16 protein-coding genes and 1 pseudogene are annotated in these 17,508 nt (G+C 66.5%); 4 read left to right on the forward strand and 13 right to left on the reverse strand.

Going from position 1 to position 17,508, the window contains the following annotated elements; genetic code table 11:
• The first annotated feature begins 130 nt into the window (after positions 1-130).
• On the forward strand, positions 131-1,453 hold the full coding sequence (locus tag LMQ14_RS19195; RefSeq protein ID WP_420714544.1) for a PQQ-binding-like beta-propeller repeat protein: 1,323 nt from the start codon (positions 131-133) through the stop codon (positions 1,451-1,453).
• 5 nt (positions 1,454-1,458) lie between these two features.
• Here the strand turns inward: LMQ14_RS19195 and LMQ14_RS19200 are convergent, their stop codons facing one another.
• From LMQ14_RS19200 to ctaD, 8 genes and pseudogenes are all read right to left on the reverse strand, one after another.
• Positions 1,459-2,142 carry an esterase gene (locus LMQ14_RS19200; RefSeq protein WP_267731107.1) on the reverse strand — a complete coding sequence of 228 codons (684 nt, stop codon included), beginning with the start codon at positions 2,140-2,142 and terminating at the stop codon, positions 1,459-1,461.
• 72 nt (positions 2,143-2,214) lie between these two features.
• Positions 2,215-3,444 (reverse strand): THUMP-like domain-containing protein, encoded by a 1,230-nt coding sequence (locus LMQ14_RS19205; RefSeq protein WP_267735596.1) that lies wholly within the window; start codon positions 3,442-3,444, stop codon positions 2,215-2,217.
• Entirely contained in the window at positions 3,402-4,364 is a 963-nt protein-coding gene (locus LMQ14_RS19210; RefSeq protein WP_267731108.1) for a class I SAM-dependent methyltransferase, read from the reverse strand. The genes LMQ14_RS19205 and LMQ14_RS19210 overlap by 43 nt, the downstream gene beginning before the upstream one ends.
• 433 nt (positions 4,365-4,797) lie before the next feature.
• A pseudogene (locus LMQ14_RS19215) lies at positions 4,798-5,454 on the reverse strand (enoyl-CoA hydratase); the annotation flags it as partial.
• A complete protein-coding gene (locus LMQ14_RS19220) occupies positions 5,451-6,266 on the reverse strand; it encodes an NUDIX hydrolase (protein ID WP_267731109.1) in 816 nt (271 codons plus the stop codon). The pseudogene LMQ14_RS19215 and the gene LMQ14_RS19220, both read right to left, overlap by 4 nt.
• Positions 6,263-7,129, reverse strand: coding sequence for an ABC transporter ATP-binding protein (locus tag LMQ14_RS19225; RefSeq protein ID WP_267731110.1), 867 nt, complete (start codon positions 7,127-7,129; stop codon positions 6,263-6,265). Before LMQ14_RS19225 ends, LMQ14_RS19220 begins: the two co-directional genes overlap by 4 nt.
• A 58-nt stretch (positions 7,130-7,187) precedes the next feature.
• Positions 7,188-8,423 (reverse strand): phosphoserine phosphatase SerB, encoded by a 1,236-nt coding sequence (serB, locus tag LMQ14_RS19230; RefSeq protein WP_267731111.1) that lies wholly within the window; start codon positions 8,421-8,423, stop codon positions 7,188-7,190.
• Positions 8,424-8,448: 25 nt separating this feature from the next.
• The gene (ctaD, locus tag LMQ14_RS19235; RefSeq protein WP_267731112.1) at positions 8,449-10,194 is read right to left on the reverse strand and encodes a cytochrome c oxidase subunit I; all 1,746 of its coding nucleotides are present in this window, start codon (positions 10,192-10,194) and stop codon (positions 8,449-8,451) included.
• A gap of 261 nt (positions 10,195-10,455) precedes the next feature.
• On the opposite strand from ctaD, the gene LMQ14_RS19240 reads away from it, so the two are divergent.
• Positions 10,456-11,499 carry an iron-siderophore ABC transporter substrate-binding protein gene (locus LMQ14_RS19240; protein ID WP_267735597.1) on the forward strand — a complete coding sequence of 348 codons (1,044 nt, stop codon included), beginning with the start codon at positions 10,456-10,458 and terminating at the stop codon, positions 11,497-11,499.
• A gap of 118 nt (positions 11,500-11,617) precedes the next feature.
• Positions 11,618-12,658, forward strand: a complete 1,041-nt coding sequence (locus tag LMQ14_RS19245) for an NAD(P)-dependent alcohol dehydrogenase (RefSeq protein ID WP_267731113.1) — start codon at positions 11,618-11,620, stop codon at positions 12,656-12,658.
• Here the strand turns inward: LMQ14_RS19245 and LMQ14_RS19250 are convergent.
• The 3 genes from LMQ14_RS19250 to LMQ14_RS19260 form a co-directional block, all read right to left on the reverse strand.
• A complete protein-coding gene (locus LMQ14_RS19250; RefSeq protein ID WP_267731114.1) occupies positions 12,647-13,072 on the reverse strand; it encodes a DUF3349 domain-containing protein in 426 nt (141 codons plus the stop codon). The genes LMQ14_RS19245 and LMQ14_RS19250 overlap by 12 nt on opposite strands.
• A 376-nt stretch (positions 13,073-13,448) precedes the next feature.
• Entirely contained in the window at positions 13,449-14,234 is a 786-nt protein-coding gene (locus LMQ14_RS19255) for a pentapeptide repeat-containing protein (protein WP_267731115.1), read from the reverse strand.
• Positions 14,235-14,298: 64 nt separating this feature from the next.
• On the reverse strand, positions 14,299-14,787 hold the full coding sequence (locus LMQ14_RS19260; RefSeq protein ID WP_267731116.1) for a hypothetical protein: 489 nt from the start codon (positions 14,785-14,787) through the stop codon (positions 14,299-14,301).
• Positions 14,788-14,920: 133 nt separating this feature from the next.
• Here LMQ14_RS19260 and LMQ14_RS19265 point away from each other — a divergent pair, with 133 nt between their 5' ends.
• Positions 14,921-15,724 (forward strand): aspartyl/asparaginyl beta-hydroxylase domain-containing protein, encoded by an 804-nt coding sequence (locus tag LMQ14_RS19265; RefSeq protein ID WP_267731117.1) that lies wholly within the window; start codon positions 14,921-14,923, stop codon positions 15,722-15,724.
• An 8-nt stretch (positions 15,725-15,732) separates the two neighbouring features.
• Here LMQ14_RS19265 and nrdF read toward each other — a convergent pair whose 3' ends face one another.
• Together nrdF and LMQ14_RS19275 are read right to left on the reverse strand one after the other, a co-directional pair.
• Complete coding sequence (nrdF, locus tag LMQ14_RS19270) at positions 15,733-16,707, reverse strand: class 1b ribonucleoside-diphosphate reductase subunit beta (RefSeq protein ID WP_267731118.1); 975 nt, start codon at positions 16,705-16,707, stop codon at positions 15,733-15,735.
• A 125-nt stretch (positions 16,708-16,832) separates the two neighbouring features.
• Positions 16,833-17,450 (reverse strand): TetR/AcrR family transcriptional regulator, encoded by a 618-nt coding sequence (locus LMQ14_RS19275; RefSeq protein ID WP_267731119.1) that lies wholly within the window; start codon positions 17,448-17,450, stop codon positions 16,833-16,835.
• Between the last annotated feature and the right edge of the window lie 58 nt (positions 17,451-17,508).

Genomic DNA, 17,508 nt, shown 5'->3' on the forward strand with positions numbered 1-17,508 from the left:
AAAGCCTAACGCGGTCAATCAACGGTGCGCGAACCGCCACGGGTTACCCTCACCTGTACTCAATCGCTGCCGAACGGCCGGGTCCGCCCTCGAGCGGCCCGCCTTGGACGAAGGATTTGGGAAACCCAAGGTGCTTGCCCGACAACACGTCAGTGGGCTTCGGCGTTGCTCATCTGTAGTGCTGGCAGCTGTGCTGGCCACTGGGCTCGGCGGTTGCGGAAACACCGACTCGTGGGTGCAGGCCGCTCCCGCGCCGGGCTGGTCGGCGCAATACGCCGACGCGGCCAACAGCAGCTACACCTCGACGGGCGGCGCCAACAAGCTGTCCCTGCAATGGACGCGGTCGGTCAAGGGCAGCCTGGGGGCCGGACCCGCCTTGGGCTCGAGCAATTACCTCGCCCTGAACGCGCAGACTCCGGCCGGATGCTCGCTGATGGAATGGGAGAACGACGACTACGGCCGGCAACGCTGGTGCGTGCGGTTGTTCCAGGGCGGCGGTTTCGGCGGTCCTTTGTTCGACGGCTTCGACAATCTCTACGTCGGCCAGCCTGGAGCCTTCCTGTCCTTCCCGGTGACCCAATGGACGCGGTGGCGCCAGCCGGTGATCGGAATGCCTTCCACCCCAAGGTTTCTCTCGGACGGACAACTGCTGGTCAGCACACACCTGGGACAGGTGCTGGTTTTCGACGCACACCGCGGCATGGTGGTCGGCAGTCCGCTGGACCTGGTCGACGGGGTCGACCCGACCGACGCGACCCGCGGGCTGGCCGATTGCGCCCCGGCGCGCCAAGGCTGTCCGGTCGCGGCCGCGCCGGCCTTCTCGGCGGCCAGCGGGGTGGCGGTGCTCGGCGTCTGGCAGCCGGGCGCTCCGGCGGCCGAACTGGTCGGGCTCAAATTTCACCGCGGGCAGACTCCGCTGCTGACCCGGGAGTGGAGCACCGACGCGGTCGGCGCCGGCGTGATTTCCAGCCCGGTGCTGTCGGCCAACGGATCGACCGTCTACGTCAACGGCCGCGACCAACGGCTGTGGGCACTGTCGGCCGCCGACGGGAAACCGAAGTGGTCCGCGCCGCTGGGATTCCTGGCCCAGACGCCGCCCGCGGTCACCCCGCAGGGCCTGATCGTGTCCGGCGGTGGACCCGACACCCGGCTGGTGGCCTTCAAGGATGCCGGCGATCACGGCGATCAGGTCTGGCGCCGCGATGACGTCACCCCGTTGTCGTCGTCGGGGCTGGCCGGTGGCGGCGTCGGTTACGCGGTAGTGAGCGGGCCGCCCCACGACGATGCTCCCGGCATGTCGTTGCTGGTGTTCGACCCGGGCAACGGCCACCCGATCAACAGCTACCCGCTACCCGCGGCCACCGGCTACCCCGTCGGAATCGCGATCGGCACCGACCGCCGGGTGGTGGCCGCGACCAGCGACGGTCAGGTTTACGGCTTCGCGCCGGCCTAAGCCCGCTAAACAGCCAGCGGCGGGATCGCGTTGCGCGGCACCTGGGCCTGACAGGGGCCGGCGAACGCGGGCAGCATCTCCCCCGGCGCGAAATAGAAGATCAGCTGATCGTCGGTGATGGCGAAGTTCTGATAGTGCGACGGGTCCCGGCCCGACGACGGCAAGATCGCCGCACTCAGCGCGTTCTGCCGTTCCAGGTCGCGCACGACCAGCGGGAAGATCGTCTCCAGCGGCGACGTGTTGGGGGCGAACAGGTTGTCGAAGGTGATGGGCTGCCTGGTTCCGAGGTTGTAGTTGAACGTCTTGTACCAGGTGGACGTGTGCGATCCGCCGACGTCCTGGAAGAACTTGAGCACCACGCTGCGGGTGTTGTGCGGCGGCTGACCAGCGAAGTGTTGCTCGGTGGTCGCCTCCATTTGGTAGGGCTGGTCGCGGGGCCCGGTGGTCTGCGCGACGGCGAGGAATCCGTCGCGGTTCTGCGCGATGTAGTCGGTCAGCGGCTGCTGGTCGGGATAGTCGGCCGGAAACGTCATGTTCAGCGTGTAGGTCGAGCCGGTGGTATGGATGTGGCACAGCTGTCCGGCGTCGACGGTGCCGCCCACGCTGGCACACGATGGCGGGTCGGCGGCAGCCGGCCAGCCCAGCAGAACCGTGGTGACCAGCACCGCGGCCGCGATCAGATAACGCATAACTCGAATTGTCCTCGTCGATTCAAAAGGCGAGGTCCCCCGGAAAGTGACCGCCGACAGCGTACAGGGGCACTACCGCGACGGGCGGCACACATACGCGGTCGCACGCGCGGCAGCCCCGGAGCCCAGGCGGGTGATGACCACCGACAGGGACCGGCTGCCGCGCGGCCGCAGCCGTCGCCGCAACGCATCGGGGTCAACCCGCACACCGCGCACCAGGATCTCCAGCGCCCCGCAGTCGCGCGCGGAAAGCGCCTGCCGGAGCCGGCGCTCGTCGAACTCCAGCTGCTCGAGTAGCTCGAAGCCGCGGACGTCCGGCGGCAGTCGGTCGCCGGACAGATAGGCGATGTCGGGGTCGAGTTGCCATAGCCCGTGCCGCGCGCCGTAGTGGCGCACCAGGCCGGCCCGGACCACGGCGCCGTCCGGGTCGACGATCCATTGCCCGGCCGGACGCACCCCGCAGTCGTCGGGCTCGGTGTCGTTGATCTGTTCGCCGCGATCCAGGACGCTGGCGCGTCGGCGCACACCCGGTTCGGCCAGCCGGCCTCCCCACAGGCACGCTTCGCGCACCGAACCGCGATACGACGTCACCTCGATTTCGCCGTCGAAACCGAGCCGTGCCAGTTGATCGAAATCTATTCCGGGAGCGCACTTTACGACGAGATCACGGCCCCGGTAGCAGTCGATCAGTTCGCCCAGGCCCGGCTGGTAGTCACCCGGGTTGAACCGGCGTTGCCCGCCGCTGCGGCGCGCCGGGTCGACGACGACCACCGCCTCGCGGGTCACCGGGCGCAGCGCGTCGGCGCGGCAAAGGACCGCGCCGGGGCCCAGATTGTGGGCAGCCATCGCCAGCCGCACCGGGTCGATATCGCTGCCCACCGCGTGGACACCCGCGTCGCGCAGCGCGGCCACTTCGGTGCCGATCGAACAGGTCGCATCGTGCACCACCGCGCCGGCCGTGCTCAGCCGTCGGGCCCGGTGCAGCGCCACCGGCGCCGCGGTGGCCTGCTGCAGCGCTTCGTCGGTAAAGAGCCAGCCGGAAACCCCCAGCTCCCCCAACTTGTCGGCGGCACGGCGGCGCAGCAGCGTGGTTTCCACCAGCACCGGCGCCCGGTCGCCGAAACGAGCCCGCACGGCGGCGACATCGGCGATCCGGGTGGCGTCGGTCAACGCGAATTCGGCGACCGCCGCCAGCGCCGCGACACCCGATTGCGACCGCAGGTAACCGACGTCGTCGGCGGTGAAGCGCAGGCCAGCACTCAGGAGGGTTTGACCCCGGTGACCATCACGTTGTAGAACCAGCCCTTCGGCGCCACGTGCCGCCAGATGTTGGCGTCGACCCAGCTCAGCGCCTTCCAGCCGTTGAAGGCGAATTTTGCCCAGCCCCAGCCCAACCGCCCCGGCGGCACCGACGCCTCGAAGGTGCGGACCGGCCAGCCGAACATCGCGGCGGTGAACTCCTCGCTGGCGGTCTCGACCTGCACGGCGCCGGCGTTGGCGGCCATCCGCTCCAGGTCCTCGGGGGCGAAGGTGTGCAGGTCGACGATGGCTTCCAGCGCCGCGACGCGCGAGGATTCGTCAAGCTCGACCTGCGGGCGCCGCCAACCGCCCAGGCCGGGCAACTTGGTGACGTTGGTGGCCACCCGCCAGGTCAGCGTGGACAACGAACGGGCGTAGACCTCGCCGGCATTGGTCGGCTCGCCGGCGAAGACGAACCGGCCGCCGGGCTTGAGCACCCGGATCACCTCGCGCAGCGACAGCTCGACGTCGGGAATGTGGTGCAGCACGGCATGGCCGACCACCAGGTCGAAGGTGTTGTCGTCGTACGGGATGCCCTCGGCGTCGGCGACCCGGCCGTCGATGTCCAGGCCCAGCGATTGCCCGTTGCGGGTGGCGACCTTGACCATGCCGGGTGACAGATCGGTGACCGACCCGCGCCGCGCCACGCCGGCCTGGATCAGGTTGAGCAGGAAAAACCCTGTGCCACAGCCTAATTCGAGAGCACGGTCATACGGCAGTTCACGCTGGACCTCGTCGGGCACGGCGGCGTCGAAGCGGCCGCGGGCGTAATCCACGCAGCGCTGGTCGTAGGAGATCGACCACTTCTCGTCGTAGGTTTCGGCCTCCCAGTCGTGGTAGAGCACCTGGGCGAGCTTGGTGTCGTGCCGCGCGGCTTCGACCTGATCGGCCGTCACCTGGGCCGCCGGAGTTACGTCGGTCATGCAGGGCAGCCTAATCGGCGACCGATCCGCCGTGGAACGAGGTGAAGTGCTCATCGCCAGTACCGGCCTAAACTCATCGACGTGGCCGATGCTCTTCGGGTCAGTGATGCGGGGCTTCAGGTATTGGCGGCGCACTGCGAGACGATTTCGGCGGAGTTGGTGGCAGCGCCTCCGCTGCCCCGTGTTGGGCGACCAGTTCAGTCGACATCCGGCGCCGTCGGTGCTGCCCATGCGGCCCTCGATGGAGCCATCACCGTCTTGGCCCGACGTGCGCAGACAAGTGCAGTCAAATCCGCCATGGCGGGCGCTGAATTTGCCGCGAACGACACCGCGGGTGGGCTAATCACCGAATTCCGCGACTACTCGCCTCCCTCATAGCAGCCAGAGTCGACAAGGCTCGCATTTTGTCTGAGCGGCGCGGCAGCTAACCGGAAACGGCGTTGATGCCGGCCTTGGCGGCGGCCAGCGCGTCACGCGGCCCCTCCAGGAAGCGCCGCGCCCACACCGCGGCGGCGTCGTACACGTCGTCGGGGGCCACCATCTCGTCGATCAGGCCCAGCTCCAAGGCCTCCTCGGCGTCGACGAAACGCCCGCTGAACACCAGCTCCTTGGCCTTGCTCGCCCCGGCCGCATGGGTCAGGCGCGCCATGCCGCCACCCCCGGGGATCCGGCCGGCCAGAATCTCGGTCGCCCCGAATTTCACGTTGTCGCCGCTGATCCGCCAGTCGGCGGCCAGCGCCAGCGTCAGCCCCGCACCCAGCGCGTAGCCGGTGACCGCCGCGACGGTCGGCTTCGGGATGGCCGCAACGGCGTCGACGGCCTCGGCGCGCACCCGGTCGGCGAACTCGGCCTCGGCCGCGCTCAGCGTCTGCAACTCGGGCAGGTCGTCGCCGGCCGAGAAGATCTCGTGACCGCCGAACAGGATCACCGCGGCGACGTCGTCGCGCCGCCCCAGCTCGGCGGCGGCGGCCGCGATCTCTCGGTAGACCTGCCGGGTCATCGTGTTGGTGGGCGGCCGCGACACCAGCAGGACGGCCAGGCCGGCGTCCTGCGAGCCGTCACTGACCACGACGTGGACGAACTCGCTCAATGCCGCCACCCCATGCCGCCCTTTTCCCGGGCCTGGTGGTAGCGGTCGGAGTCGAAGAACTCGAAGATCCAGTTATCCCCCTGGATCTCCAAATGTGGTTGCACCGGGACGATTTGGCGTTCGACGGCCAGCACTTCGGCGACCGTGCGTCCCGCGAGCGAGTCCAGCTGGGTCCAGGTCGGCGGCAGCAGGAAGCAACTCCCGGCCTCGAAGTCGTCGATCGCGGCCTGCGGTGTCGACCAGCCGGCCCGGTCGGATTCGGTGTTCTCCCCGTCGGCCCGCTGGCCCTCCGGCAGGGCGCCGACGAAGAAGTAGGTGTCGTAGCGACGGGTGCGCTCGGCTTCCGGGGTGACCCAGTTGGCCCACGGCCGCAGCAGGTCCGAGCGCAGCACCAGGTTTTCGCGGCGCAGGAAGTCCGCGAACGACAGCGTCCGGTCGTCGAGGGCGCGGCGGGCATCGGCGTAGACCGAGGCGTCGCGGACGATTCCGTCCGGGTCATCGGCGGGGCCGGCGAACAGCACCCCGGACTCCTCAAAGGTCTCCCGGGCCGCCGCGCACACCAGCGCCGCGGCCAGCTCGGTGTCGATGCCGAACCGCTGTGCCCACCAGTCCGGCGGCGGACCGGCCCACGCGATATCGGCATTGCGGTCGCGGTCGTCCACCCCGCCACCGGGGAAAACCATCGTGCCGGGGGCGAACTCCATGTTCGAATGGCGGCGCATCAGGAAGGTCTTCACGCCGCCGGGCACGTCGCGGATCAGCATTACGGTGGCCGCCGGCCGGGTCGGTAGCGGCTCGGGGATGGTGTTCATTCCAGCCTCCTCCGGTGCGCCGCGCGGGTACGGACCCGCCGCGCGAAGTACCGCCCGTCGATCACGTCCAGAGCGATCGACTGACCGAAAGCGGCCGATAGATTCTCGGCGGTCAGCACGTCGGCCAGCAACCCCGCGGCCACCACCCGTCCCTCCGACAGCAGCATGCAGTGGCTGAAGCCCGGCGGAACCTCCTCGACGTGGTGGGTGACCAATACCAGGGCGGGCGCGTCGGGGTCGGCGGCTAGGTCCGTCAGCCGCGACACCAATTCCTCGCGGCCGCCCAGGTCCAGGCCGGCGGCGGGTTCGTCGAGCAGCAGCAACTCCGGGTCGGTCATCAGCGCGCGGGCGATCAGCACCCGTTTGCGCTCCCCTTCGGACAGCGTTCCGTAGGTGCGGTCGGCGAGGTGCTCGGCGCCCAGGCTCTCCAGCATGTCGACGGCCCGTTGATGGTCGACGTCCTCGTAGCGCTCCCGCCAACGGCCCAGCACCGCGTAGCCGGCCGAGATGACCAAGTCGCGCACGACTTCATCGGAGGGGATTCGCTGCGCCAAAGCCGAAGAGCTGAGCCCGATCCGGGCCCGCAGTTCCGACACGTCGACCCGGCCCAGCTGCTCGCCGAGCACGAACGCGATGCCGGACGACGGGTGTTCGGCCGCCGCCGCGATGCGCAGCAGCGACGTCTTGCCCGCCCCATTGGGACCGATGATCACCCAGCGCTCGTCGAGTTCGACTGCCCAATCCAGCGGCCCGACCATGACGTGCTCGCCGCGTCGCAGCGAGACATTTCTGAAGTCGATCAGCAGATCGGGGTCGGCTTCGGCAGTGCCGGTTTCGGAGCTTTCGGGACCGGTTTCGGGCACCCGATCATCGTGCCGTACCGCGAGAGTGGGATGGCTGCCGGGTCGGTCCAGTGCGCACCTACTCGGGCGGAATCTCGACGCGGCGCACTTCGCCGTCGACGGCATCGGCGGCCTCGATCTCGCCGCGGGTGACGCCGAGCAGAAACAGCACCGTGTCCAGATACGGGCTGCTCAACGACGCGTCGGCGACCGCACGCAACGCCGGCTTGGCGTTGAACGCCACCCCCAGCCCGGCCGCGGCCAGCATGTCGATGTCGTTGGCGCCATCTCCGACGGCGACGGTCTGCGCCATCGGCACCCCGGCCTGTTGCGCAAAGTCCCTCAGCGCCTTGGCCTTACCGGGCCGGTCGATGATCTGGCCGACCACCCGGCCGGTGAGTTTGCCGTCGACGATCTCGAGCTCGTTGGCCGCGACGAAGTCCAGCATCAGCTCCTCGGCCAGCGGTTCGATGATGCGCCGGAACCCGCCGGAGACCACGCCGCAGTGATAGCCCAGGCGCCGCAGCGTCCGCAGGGTGGTCCGGGCGCCGGGCATCAGCTCCAGCTGATCGGCGACCTCGTCGATCACGGTGGCGGGCAATCCCGCCAGGGTCGCGACCCGCTCCCGAAGCGACTCCGCGAAATCCAGCTCACCGCGCATCGCGGCCTCGGTGATCGCGGCGACCTTGCCCTCGGCGCCGGCCTTGGCCGCCAGCATCTCGATGACCTCGCCCTGCACCAGCGTCGAGTCGACGTCGAACACGATCAGCCGTTTGGCCCGCCGCTCCAGGCTGTAGTCCTCGACCGCCACGTCGACGCCCTCGTTGGAAGACACCTTGTTCAGCGCGGTCCGCAGCGGGCCGTCGGCTCCCGACGGCACCGAGACCCGCAACTCCAGGCCGGTCACCGGATAGTCGGAGACGCCGCGGATCAGGTCGATGTTGACGCCGAGCGCCGCGACTTCGCGGGCCACCGCGCCGAACGCCCCCGCCGTGATGGGCCGGCCCAGCACGAAGATGGTGTGCGTGGACGGCTCGCGGATGATCGGCACGGCCTCGCTGCGCTCGATCGTGACGTCGAGGCCCACCGCGTGGATGGCGTCCTCGACGTCGTCGCCCAGCACGATGCTTTCGGCGACTTCCGGTGGACAGCACAGCAGCACGCCCAGTGTCAGACGGCCCCGGATGACGACCTGCTCGACGTTGAGCAGGTCGATTCCGTGCCCGGAGAGCGCGTCAAAAAGCGCCGACGTCACACCCGGTTGATCCACGCCGGTGACGGTGATCAGCACCGACACCTTGGGTGGTGTGTTCACTCGCGATTGCCGCCGCGATGGGCCATTAGCTGCGGACGTCGACGTCGTCGAGCTTGGTGACGTCGTGGCCCTCTTTCCCGTGGGACCGACCGACGTGCGACTCGGCGCGCATGCGCTCCACCATGTGCGGGTAGTGCAGCTCGAAAGCCGGCCGCTCCGAACGGATTCGGGGCAGCTCGGTGAAGTTGTGCCGAGGCGGCGGGCAACTGGTTGCCCACTCCAGCGAGTTGCCGTAACCCCACGGGTCGTCGACGGTGACCACTTCGCCGTAGCGCCAGCTCTTGAAGACGTTCCATACGAACGGGAACATCGAAGCGCCCAGGATGAATGCTCCCACCGTCGAAACGATGTTCAGTCCCTGGAAACCGTCGGTGGCCAAGTAGTCGGCGTAGCGGCGCGGCATGCCTTCGTCGCCCAGCCAGTGCTGCACCAGGAACGTGGTGTGGAAACCGATGAAGGTCAGCCAGAAGTGCAGCTTGCCCAGCCGCTCGTCGAGCAGCCGCCCGGTCATCTTCGGGAACCAGAAGTAGATTCCGGCGAAGGTGGAGAACACGATGGTGCCGAACAGCACGTAGTGGAAGTGCGCGACCACGAAGTAGCTGTCGGTAACGTGGAAGTCCAGCGGCGGGCTGGCCAGCAGTACACCGGTCAGTCCACCGAGCAGGAAGGTGACCATGAAGCCGATGGAGAACAACATCGGCGTCTCAAAGGTCAACTGGCCCTTCCACATTGTGCCGACCCAGTTGAAGAACTTGATCCCGGTCGGCACCGCGATCAGGTACGTCATAAACGAGAAGAACGGCAGCAGAACGGCTCCGGTGGCGAACATGTGGTGCGCCCACACCGCGACCGACAGCGCGGCGATCGACAGCGTCGCGTAGACCAGCGTGGTGTAGCCGAAGATCGGCTTGCGGGAGAAGACCGGGAAGATCTCCGAGACGATGCCGAAGAATGGCAGCGCGATGATGTACACCTCGGGGTGACCGAAGAACCAGAACAGGTGTTGCCACAACAGAACTCCGCCGTTGGCCGAGTCGTAGATGTGGGCGCCCAGGTGGCGGTCTGCGGCCAGTCCGAACAGCGCCGCGGTCAGCAGCGGGAAGGCGATCAGCACCAGGATCGAGGTCACCATGATGTTCCAGGTGAAGATCGGCATCCGGAACATCGTCATCCCGGGTGCGCGCATGCACACACAGGTGGTGATCATGTTGACCGCACCGAGGATGGTGCCCAGACCCGCGACGATCAGTCCCATGATCCACAGGTCGCCGCCGGCGCCCGGTGAGTGGATCGCGTCGGTCAACGGCGTGTAGGCGGTCCAGCCGAAGTCGGCCGCGCCGCCCGGCGTGATGAAACCGGCCATCCCCATCGTGGCGCCGAACAGGAACAACCAGAACGAGAAGGCGTTCAGCCGCGGGAACGCCACGTCGGGCGCACCGATCTGCAGCGGCAGCACCAGGTTGGCGAAGCCGAACACGATCGGGGTCGCATAGAACAGCAGCATGATCGTGCCGTGCATGGTGAACAGCTGGTTGAACTGTTCATTCGACAAGAACTGCAGACCCGGCGCGGCCAACTCGGTGCGCATCAACAGCGCCAGCAGCCCGCCGATAAAGAAGAAGATGAAGCACGCGACGCAGTACATGATGCCGATCAGCTTGTGATCGGTGGTCGTGATCAGTTTGTAGATCAGGTTCCCTTTGGGACCGGTCCTGGCCGGGTACGGCCGAACGGCCTCGAGTTCTCCCAACGGGGGCGCTTCGGCTGTCAACAGCTCCTCCAAACATCCATCCCAGACAGGGGTTCCCTCGAATCTTAGCCCCCGATCACGCCGCTGGCAGGCCTGGTCCTACAAACTGTCGTAATTGGCTCATCCGGGGCGCCGGGCCGAGCCGGCAGACCGGTTCCGAGCTGGCCAGATGTTAGCGTCGAACGCGTGCAATCCGGCGGTAGGCGACCCACCCTGAGGCCCATCAAGGGACCCGTCAAGCACCACCTGGTGGCCATCGCCGCGATCGCGGCGGCCGGGGTCATGGTGTGCAGCGGTTGCGGATCCGGGCAGTCCGGCTCCAAGGGGCCGTCGACCCGGCCGCTGGTCACACCCACCACGCAAATCGCGGGCGCCGGGGTGCTCGGCAATGACCGCAAGCCCGACGAGTCGTGCGCGCGGGAGGCGGCGCCGGCCGATTCGGGGCCGGCGACCCGGCAGGCCCACAACGCCGCGGGGGTCACTCCGGACTCGGTCCAGGTGCCCGCGGAGGCGCAGCGCATCGTGGTGCTTTCCGGCGATCAGCTCGACGCCCTGTGCGCGCTCGGCCTGCAGTCGCGGGTGGTCGCCGCGGCGCTGCCGGACGGTTCGTCGAGTCAGCCGTCCTATTTGGGCGAGGCCGTGCACGCGCTGCCCGGTGTCGGCAGCCGGAGCAATCCCGACGTGCGCGGGATCGCCGCGCTGCACCCGGATCTGATCCTGGGCTCGGTCGCGCTGACGCCGAGGACCTATCCGAAGCTGGCGGCGATCGCCCCGACGGTGTTCACCGCGGCACCCGGCGCGGCGTGGCAGGACAACCTGCGCATTGTCGGCGGCGCGACGGCACGCAGCGGCGCCGTCGACGGGTTGATCGGCGGTTTCACCCAGCGGGCCAACCAGATCGGCGCCTCCCACGACGCCGCTCACTTCCAGGCGTCGGTTGTCCAGCTGACCGATAACAGCCTGCGGATCTACGGCGCCAACAACTTCCCGGCCAGTGTGCTCAGCGCGGTCGGGGTGGACCGGCCGGCTTCCCAGCGGTTCACCGACAAGCCCTACATCGAGATCGGCGCGACCGACGCCGACCTGGCGAAGAACCCGGATTTCTCGGCGGCCGAGGCCGACGTCATCTATATGTCCTGCGCCACCCGCGCCGCTGCCGACCGGGCCGCAACGATTTTGGACAGCGACCCGTGGCGCAAGCTGTCCGCCAACCGCGACAACCGCGTTTACATCGTCAACGACGAGGTATGGCAGACCGGCGAGGGCGTGATCGCGGCCCGGGGCATCGTGGACGACTTGCGCCTGGTCAACGCGGCTATCAACTAGCGGCAGCCGGTCCGTACGCACACCTCGTCATAGGCTCATGTGCGGCACCCGATTGGCCTAAAACCGTTACCTTAGCTAAGCTTTTCTCGGACGCAATCGAATCGAAGAGGGATTTGCCATGAGCACTGTTTCCGCGTATGCCGCCACCTCGGCGACGGAGCCACTGACCAAGACCACGATCACCCGCCGCGATCCGGGCCCGCACGACGTCGCGATCGACATCAAGTTCGCCGGCATCTGCCACTCCGACATCCACACCGCCAAATCCGAATGGGGCGTGCCGAACTACCCCGTCGTCGTCGGCCACGAGATCGCCGGCGTGGTGACCGCCGTCGGCGCCGAGGTGACCAAGCACAAGGTGGGCGACCACGTCGGCGTGGGCTGCATGGTGAACTCCTGCGGTCAGTGCAGCAGCTGTAAGGCCGGTCTCGAGCAGTACTGCAAGCGGGGCGCGACCTTCACCTACAACTCCACCGACAAGGACGGCACCCCGACGATGGGCGGCTACAGCCAGGCCATCGTCGTCGACGAGAACTTCGTGCTGCGCATCCCGAACTCGCTGCCGCTGGACAAAGCGGCACCGCTGCTGTGTGCGGGCGTCACGCTGTTCTCACCGCTACGCCACTGGAAGGCCGGACCGGGCACGCGGCTGGCGATCATCGGGCTGGGTGGTCTCGGCCACATGGGAGTCAAGCTGGGCGCGGCGATGGGCGCCGAGGTGAGCGTGCTGTCGCAGTCGCTGAAGAAGATGGAAGACGGGCTGCGCCTGGGAGCCGGCAACTACTACGCCACCGCCGAGCGCGACACGTTCAAGAAGTTGCGCGGCAGCTTCGACCTGATTCTGAACACCGTCTCGGCGAACCTGAAGCTCGACGATTATGTGGGCCTGCTCGACGTCGACGGCACGCTTGTCGAATTGGGCATCCCCGAGCACCCCATGGAGATCGGGGCGTTCCCGCTGGCGCTGGCACGCCGCAGCCTGTCCGGGTCGAACATCGGCGGTATCGCGGAAACCCAGGAGATGCTCGACTTCTGCGCCGAGCACGACGTGACCCCCGAAATCGAGGTCATCGAAGCGGATTACGTCAACGAGGCCTACGAGCGGGTGCTCGCCAGCGACGTGCGCTACCGCTTCGTCATCGACATCTCAACCCTGTGACGCGCCCTCGGCCACGTCGTCGCGCCGCCAGCCGATCTCTTCGGCCGCGGCGGCGTGCTCGTCGTCGGGAGCAACCGAGCTGACGCTGATCCCGGCCAGCGGCCAGCCGGCGGCGGCCAGCGTGGCGGCCACGCGCTGAATGTCCTCTTTGCCGGGCTCGGTGTGGGTCACCTTGGTGATGAACTCGGCGATCTCGTCCTTGCTGACGACGCCGTCAGCTCCTGGCTGCGATTCCTTCGCGGCGATCTTGTGAGCGACCTCTTCGATCTGCTCGGGGGTTAGGGGGGTGCTCCGCAGCAGGGCGAACAAGGCCACCTGGTCGGGGCCGGGAACGCCTTGCGGGTAGCCGACGTCCAGCCAGCGGATCACTGATTTGAGGAATTTCGCGTGCTTGTGAGCATGATGTTCCGACACCCCACCAGTCTCACGGTAGGGGTGCCGCCGTGGCGTCGGACCTTGGTGACAATTCACATGCCGTTCACGACCTGAACATCTGGCGCTAGAAATCCGGCGTCGGCGGTCGGCGGGCCGTCCGGGCAAAATCCATTCTCTTTGCTGCTCCAGCGAATTACGATGAGCGAGCCGGGGGACGGCCCGGGCCCGGCCCGGCAGAACGGAGTGGTCATGTCTGGTCTCACGAGCAAACTCCTCGTCGCCCTGGTTCTCGCGTTTACCTCCGTCGCGACCGCGGGATGCACGATCAACTGCCCGGACGGCATGGGCGTCTGCGGCATTAGCTGAAGCCTCCCACGCCTGCGGCGGGTGCCCGGCAGACCGCATCGCGGTACCGCTAGCGGTGCAGCCCTGCCCTGGCCGCACACCGTTGGTCACGACCTGGCGGAGGGACGAACCCGGGTGGCCACGAAGTGGAAGCGTCGTAGTAGATGCACCTCAACGACGCGCCGCTGAGATTGGCGGCTTTCAGGTTGGCCCCATACAGCGCGGTCTGATCGAAGTTTGCCCCCGCAAGGTTGGCGCGATCCAAGTCCGCGCCGCTCAGATCGGCGCCCTCCATATCAGTTTCCGAGAGATCGGTAGCGACAAGATTCGCGTTGATGAGCCGGGCGTAATTGAAACTGGCGCGGTGCAGATTCGAGTTATTGAAGATTGCTCCCTCGAGGTTGGCATCGTCGAAGTTGGCGTTCGCCAATTGCAGCCCGCGCAGGTGTTGCCCGCTCAGATCAAGACCGCCGAATGGTCGCGGCTGATTGGGATCGGCGGTCGAATGGTCGCGGACGAATCGGAGATTTTCCAGCCGCAACGCGCGGTCCTCGCGAGCGTCATCGAGTAGGGCCTGTCCCTTGATGGTGCCGGCCGCCACGATCGCACCGGTGACCAGCGCGACGACAGTGGGAATGACGAGTTCGGTTAACCACCAACGTATTCCGTGGCGCTTTCGGACACCGTCCGGCGGCGGATTCGGGGAGGGCGCCGGCGTCGGCAGTGGGACGTGCCGGGGTCCTGGGCGGCCGGCCACCTCGGGCCGGTTGCGCCGCGGCCTACTGCATTCGCGGCATCCACCATTAAACGGAAGCGCTTGGGTTTTACGGTCTCGAACGTCGATAGCCGTTGCCATGGGCGGCAGGCTATCGGCGTTCGCCTAAGACAACGCAAAATGTGGGCATCCAGCTAGTTGCGCATCAGCCGTTCTCCTCGCGCAAAGCTTGCATCGCCAAGTTGTTGAGCAATTGCCGGCCAACATCGGTGCGTAACTGCGGCAGCATCGCGGAGACGACACCGGCGGCGGTGAGCGCGAGGCGGACCAGACCGTCCGGCGCGCTGGCCGCGTCGCCCAGCACCTCATACTCGACGCCGGGATCTTCCGCATGCTGTGCCATCGCCATCCGGGCCACCAGCCGGTTGTCGGCGTCGAGATCGAACTCATCGGCGGTGGACGCCGAAGTCAGGGTTTGGCCGATCTCCGCGATTTCGTTTGGTTCGCACAACTGAGCCACCAGCTGCCAAAAGATCGACACTGTGGCGCGGATCAACTGCGGAAGCCGTTCGCCCGGAAGGACCTCGTCGTCGATGATGACGCGCATGCCGGCCTCGTCGCCGCGCTCGCCGTGCTGAATCAGCGCCAAGGCGCGACGGAAGTCTGTTGCACCCACGGGATCGTCACTGCTCACCCTGCACATCCTGCCCTGACCTGGACTTGCCTAATTCTTGCCAAATTCACATGTGATCCATCGCACAGCGCATACACTCGTCCAACTTTCATTGCCGCACCCTAGGCGATGCTTTGACGAACGAGGACCGTCCATGGCCACCACCAACGCGATAACAGCGAACGCAGACCGCACCCCCAAAGCGCTTCAGATCGTGAAATTTGTCGTGCTGTTCTGTCTCGCGCGGCTTGTGAAGGTGACCGACTGGTGCGTTCCCAAGCGGTTCTCGAAAGTCGAGACCACGCCCTTTATCGACCCTTCCCAATTCCCATGGCACGAGCGCATCGTCGCGGAGTGGGTCACGGTGCAGTCCGAGCTGAAGGCCATACTGTCGGATGCCGAGACGATTCCGAGTCACCAGGACATCATCGAGACGGCGAAGCCGATCACCAACGACGATAAATGGCTCAGCCACTTTTTCTACATCTACGGCCAGCGCTTCGAAAAGCAGTGCGAACAATGCCCCGAGACCACTCGCCTGCTGCAAGACATACCGGGCATGAAGACCGCGTTCTTTTCAATCCTGTCCCCCGGCAAGAGGATTCCGCCGCACCGGGGCCCGTATCGCGGCGTCATGCGCTACCACCTCCCGCTCCTCGTCCCCCGGAGCGGCGAATGTGGAATCCGCGTCGGCGACCAGACCGCTAAATTCGAAGAGGGCGTGTCGCTCATGTTCGATGACACGTACGAGCATGAGGTGTGGAATGACACCAGCGAAACCCGCGTGGTCTTGTTCCTCGACATCACACGACCGATGAAGTTTCCATTCAACATCGTGAATTCGGCGATTATCGCCCTTATAGGGTGTTCGCCCATGGTGCGAAAGATGCGAAAGAAACAGCTCGCATTCGATCGCGGGATCTCGCCGTCGGCCGATACCGTGCGCGCGTCGAGTTAGCGCCGCGGTTAGAAGTCCCAGTCCTCGTCTTCGGTGTTGACGGCCTTGCCGATCACGTAGGACGAGCCCGAGCCGGAGAAGAAGTCGTGGTTCTCATCGGCGTTGGGCGAGAGCGCCGACAGGATCGCCGGGTTCACGTCGGTCTCGTCGCGCGGGAACAGCGCCTCGTAGCCCAGGTTCATCAGCGCCTTGTTTGCGTTGTAGCGCAAGAACTTCTTGACGTCCTCGGTCAGCCCGACCTCGTCGTAGAGGTCCTGGGTGTACTCGACCTCGTTGTCGTAGAGCTCGAAGAGCAGTTCGTAGGTGTAGTCCTTGAGTTCGGCGCGCTTGGTCTCGTCGACCAGCGCCAGGCCCTTCTGGAACTTGTAGCCGATGTAGTAACCATGGACGGCCTCGTCGCGGATGATCAGCCGGATCATGTCGGCGGTGTTGGTCAGCTTGGCCCGGCTCGACCAGTACATGGGCAGGTAGAATCCGGAGTAGAACAGGAAGCTTTCCAACAGTGTGGAGGCCACCTTGCGCTTGAGCGGCTCGTCGCCCCGGTAGTACTCCATCACGATCTCGGCCTTGCGCTGCAGGTTGGGGTTCTCCTCCGACCAGCGGAAGGCGTCGTCGATCTCGGCCGTCGAGCACAGTGTGGAGAAGATCGAGCTGTAGCTCTTCGCGTGCACCGACTCCATGAACGCGATGTTGGTGTAGACGGCCTGCTCATGCGGCGTCAGCGAATCGGGAATCAGGCTGACCGCACCGACGGTGCCCTGGATGGTGTCCAGCAACGTCAGCCCGGTGAAGACGCGCATCGTGAGCTGCTTCTCGTTGGCGGTCAGCGTTCCCCACGACGGAATGTCATTGGACACCGGCACCTTCTCGGGCAGCCAGAAGTTTCCGGTCAACCGGTCCCAGACCTCGGCGTCCTTCTCGTCTTGTACCCGGTTCCAGTTGATCGCCGAAGCGCGGTCGATCAGCTTCATGTTTTCGGTCACCAGAACCCCACTTCACACACTGTTTTGGCTGCTGAACTGCTTGCTGTTACTCGGACCACAAACACTACCCCTGGGGGCCGACAAGCCGGCGCAACACAAGAAGTTGTGTCTACGTGTCGCAGCTTTTAGTCCAATCCGGCGTGTTGCAACGTGTGCGTGAGGCCGTCTTCCAGCGCGCTCAGCGCGATGTCGGTCAGCCGGCTCAGCTCGTCGATGTCCTCACCACCTTTGCTCATCCACGCTTCCAGCGAGGCAAACACCGCGGTGGCCAAACTGTGTGCCGCGATGTCGGCGATCATCGCCCCGTCGGCCGTCGGCTTCGATCGTTCGTGGATGAATCGGCTGATCTCGTCGGCGACCTGGTCGCGCATCCGCCCGATGTGCGTGGTGATGATGTCCTGGTCGAGGTCGCGCGAGCGGATGGTGGCGGCTTCACGGACCATCGCGAAGTCAAAAGGGAAGGCGTCCACGGCTTTTCGCACCGACGCGGTGATGGGCTCGCCATGCGGGCGCAGTGCCAGCGCGCGAGCGAACCACTCGAACCCGATGTCGTAGTCGGCGAAGATCACCGCGTGCTTGGACGGGAAGTGCCGATAGAAGGTTCTCTCGGTCACCCCGACATCGGCGACGATGTCCGAAACGCTGGTTTGGTGCACGCCGTCGGCGACGAAGCGCTTCATCGCCGCCTGCAAGAGCGCCTGACGCGTGCGCTGACTACGAGATTCCACGTCGTCAGCATCCACCAAATGTCACCATTGACGCAAATATGTCACATGTGACATTGTGCCTCTGTCGACGGAT

Source organism: Mycobacterium sp. Aquia_213 (assembly GCF_026625985.1).
GTDB lineage: Bacteria > Actinomycetota > Actinomycetes > Mycobacteriales > Mycobacteriaceae > Mycobacterium.

Bases quoted from the DNA above. Each gene is read 5' to 3' on its own strand.
- LMQ14_RS19200 (WP_267731107.1), bottom strand. From the start codon at position 2,142: ATGCGTTATCTGATCGCGGCCGCGGTGCTGGTCACCACGGTTCTGCTG.
- LMQ14_RS19210 (WP_267731108.1), bottom strand. From the start codon at position 4,364: ATGACCGACGTAACTCCGGCGGCCCAGGTGACGGCCGATCAGGTCGAA.
- LMQ14_RS19220 (WP_267731109.1), bottom strand. From the start codon at position 6,266: ATGAACACCATCCCCGAGCCGCTACCGACCCGGCCGGCGGCCACCGTA.
- LMQ14_RS19240 (WP_267735597.1), top strand. From the start codon at position 10,456: ATGGTGTGCAGCGGTTGCGGATCCGGGCAGTCCGGCTCCAAGGGGCCG.
- LMQ14_RS19245 (WP_267731113.1), top strand. From the start codon at position 11,618: ATGAGCACTGTTTCCGCGTATGCCGCCACCTCGGCGACGGAGCCACTG.
- LMQ14_RS19255 (WP_267731115.1), bottom strand. From the start codon at position 14,234: ATGGCAACGGCTATCGACGTTCGAGACCGTAAAACCCAAGCGCTTCCG.
- LMQ14_RS19265 (WP_267731117.1), top strand. From the start codon at position 14,921: ATGGCCACCACCAACGCGATAACAGCGAACGCAGACCGCACCCCCAAA.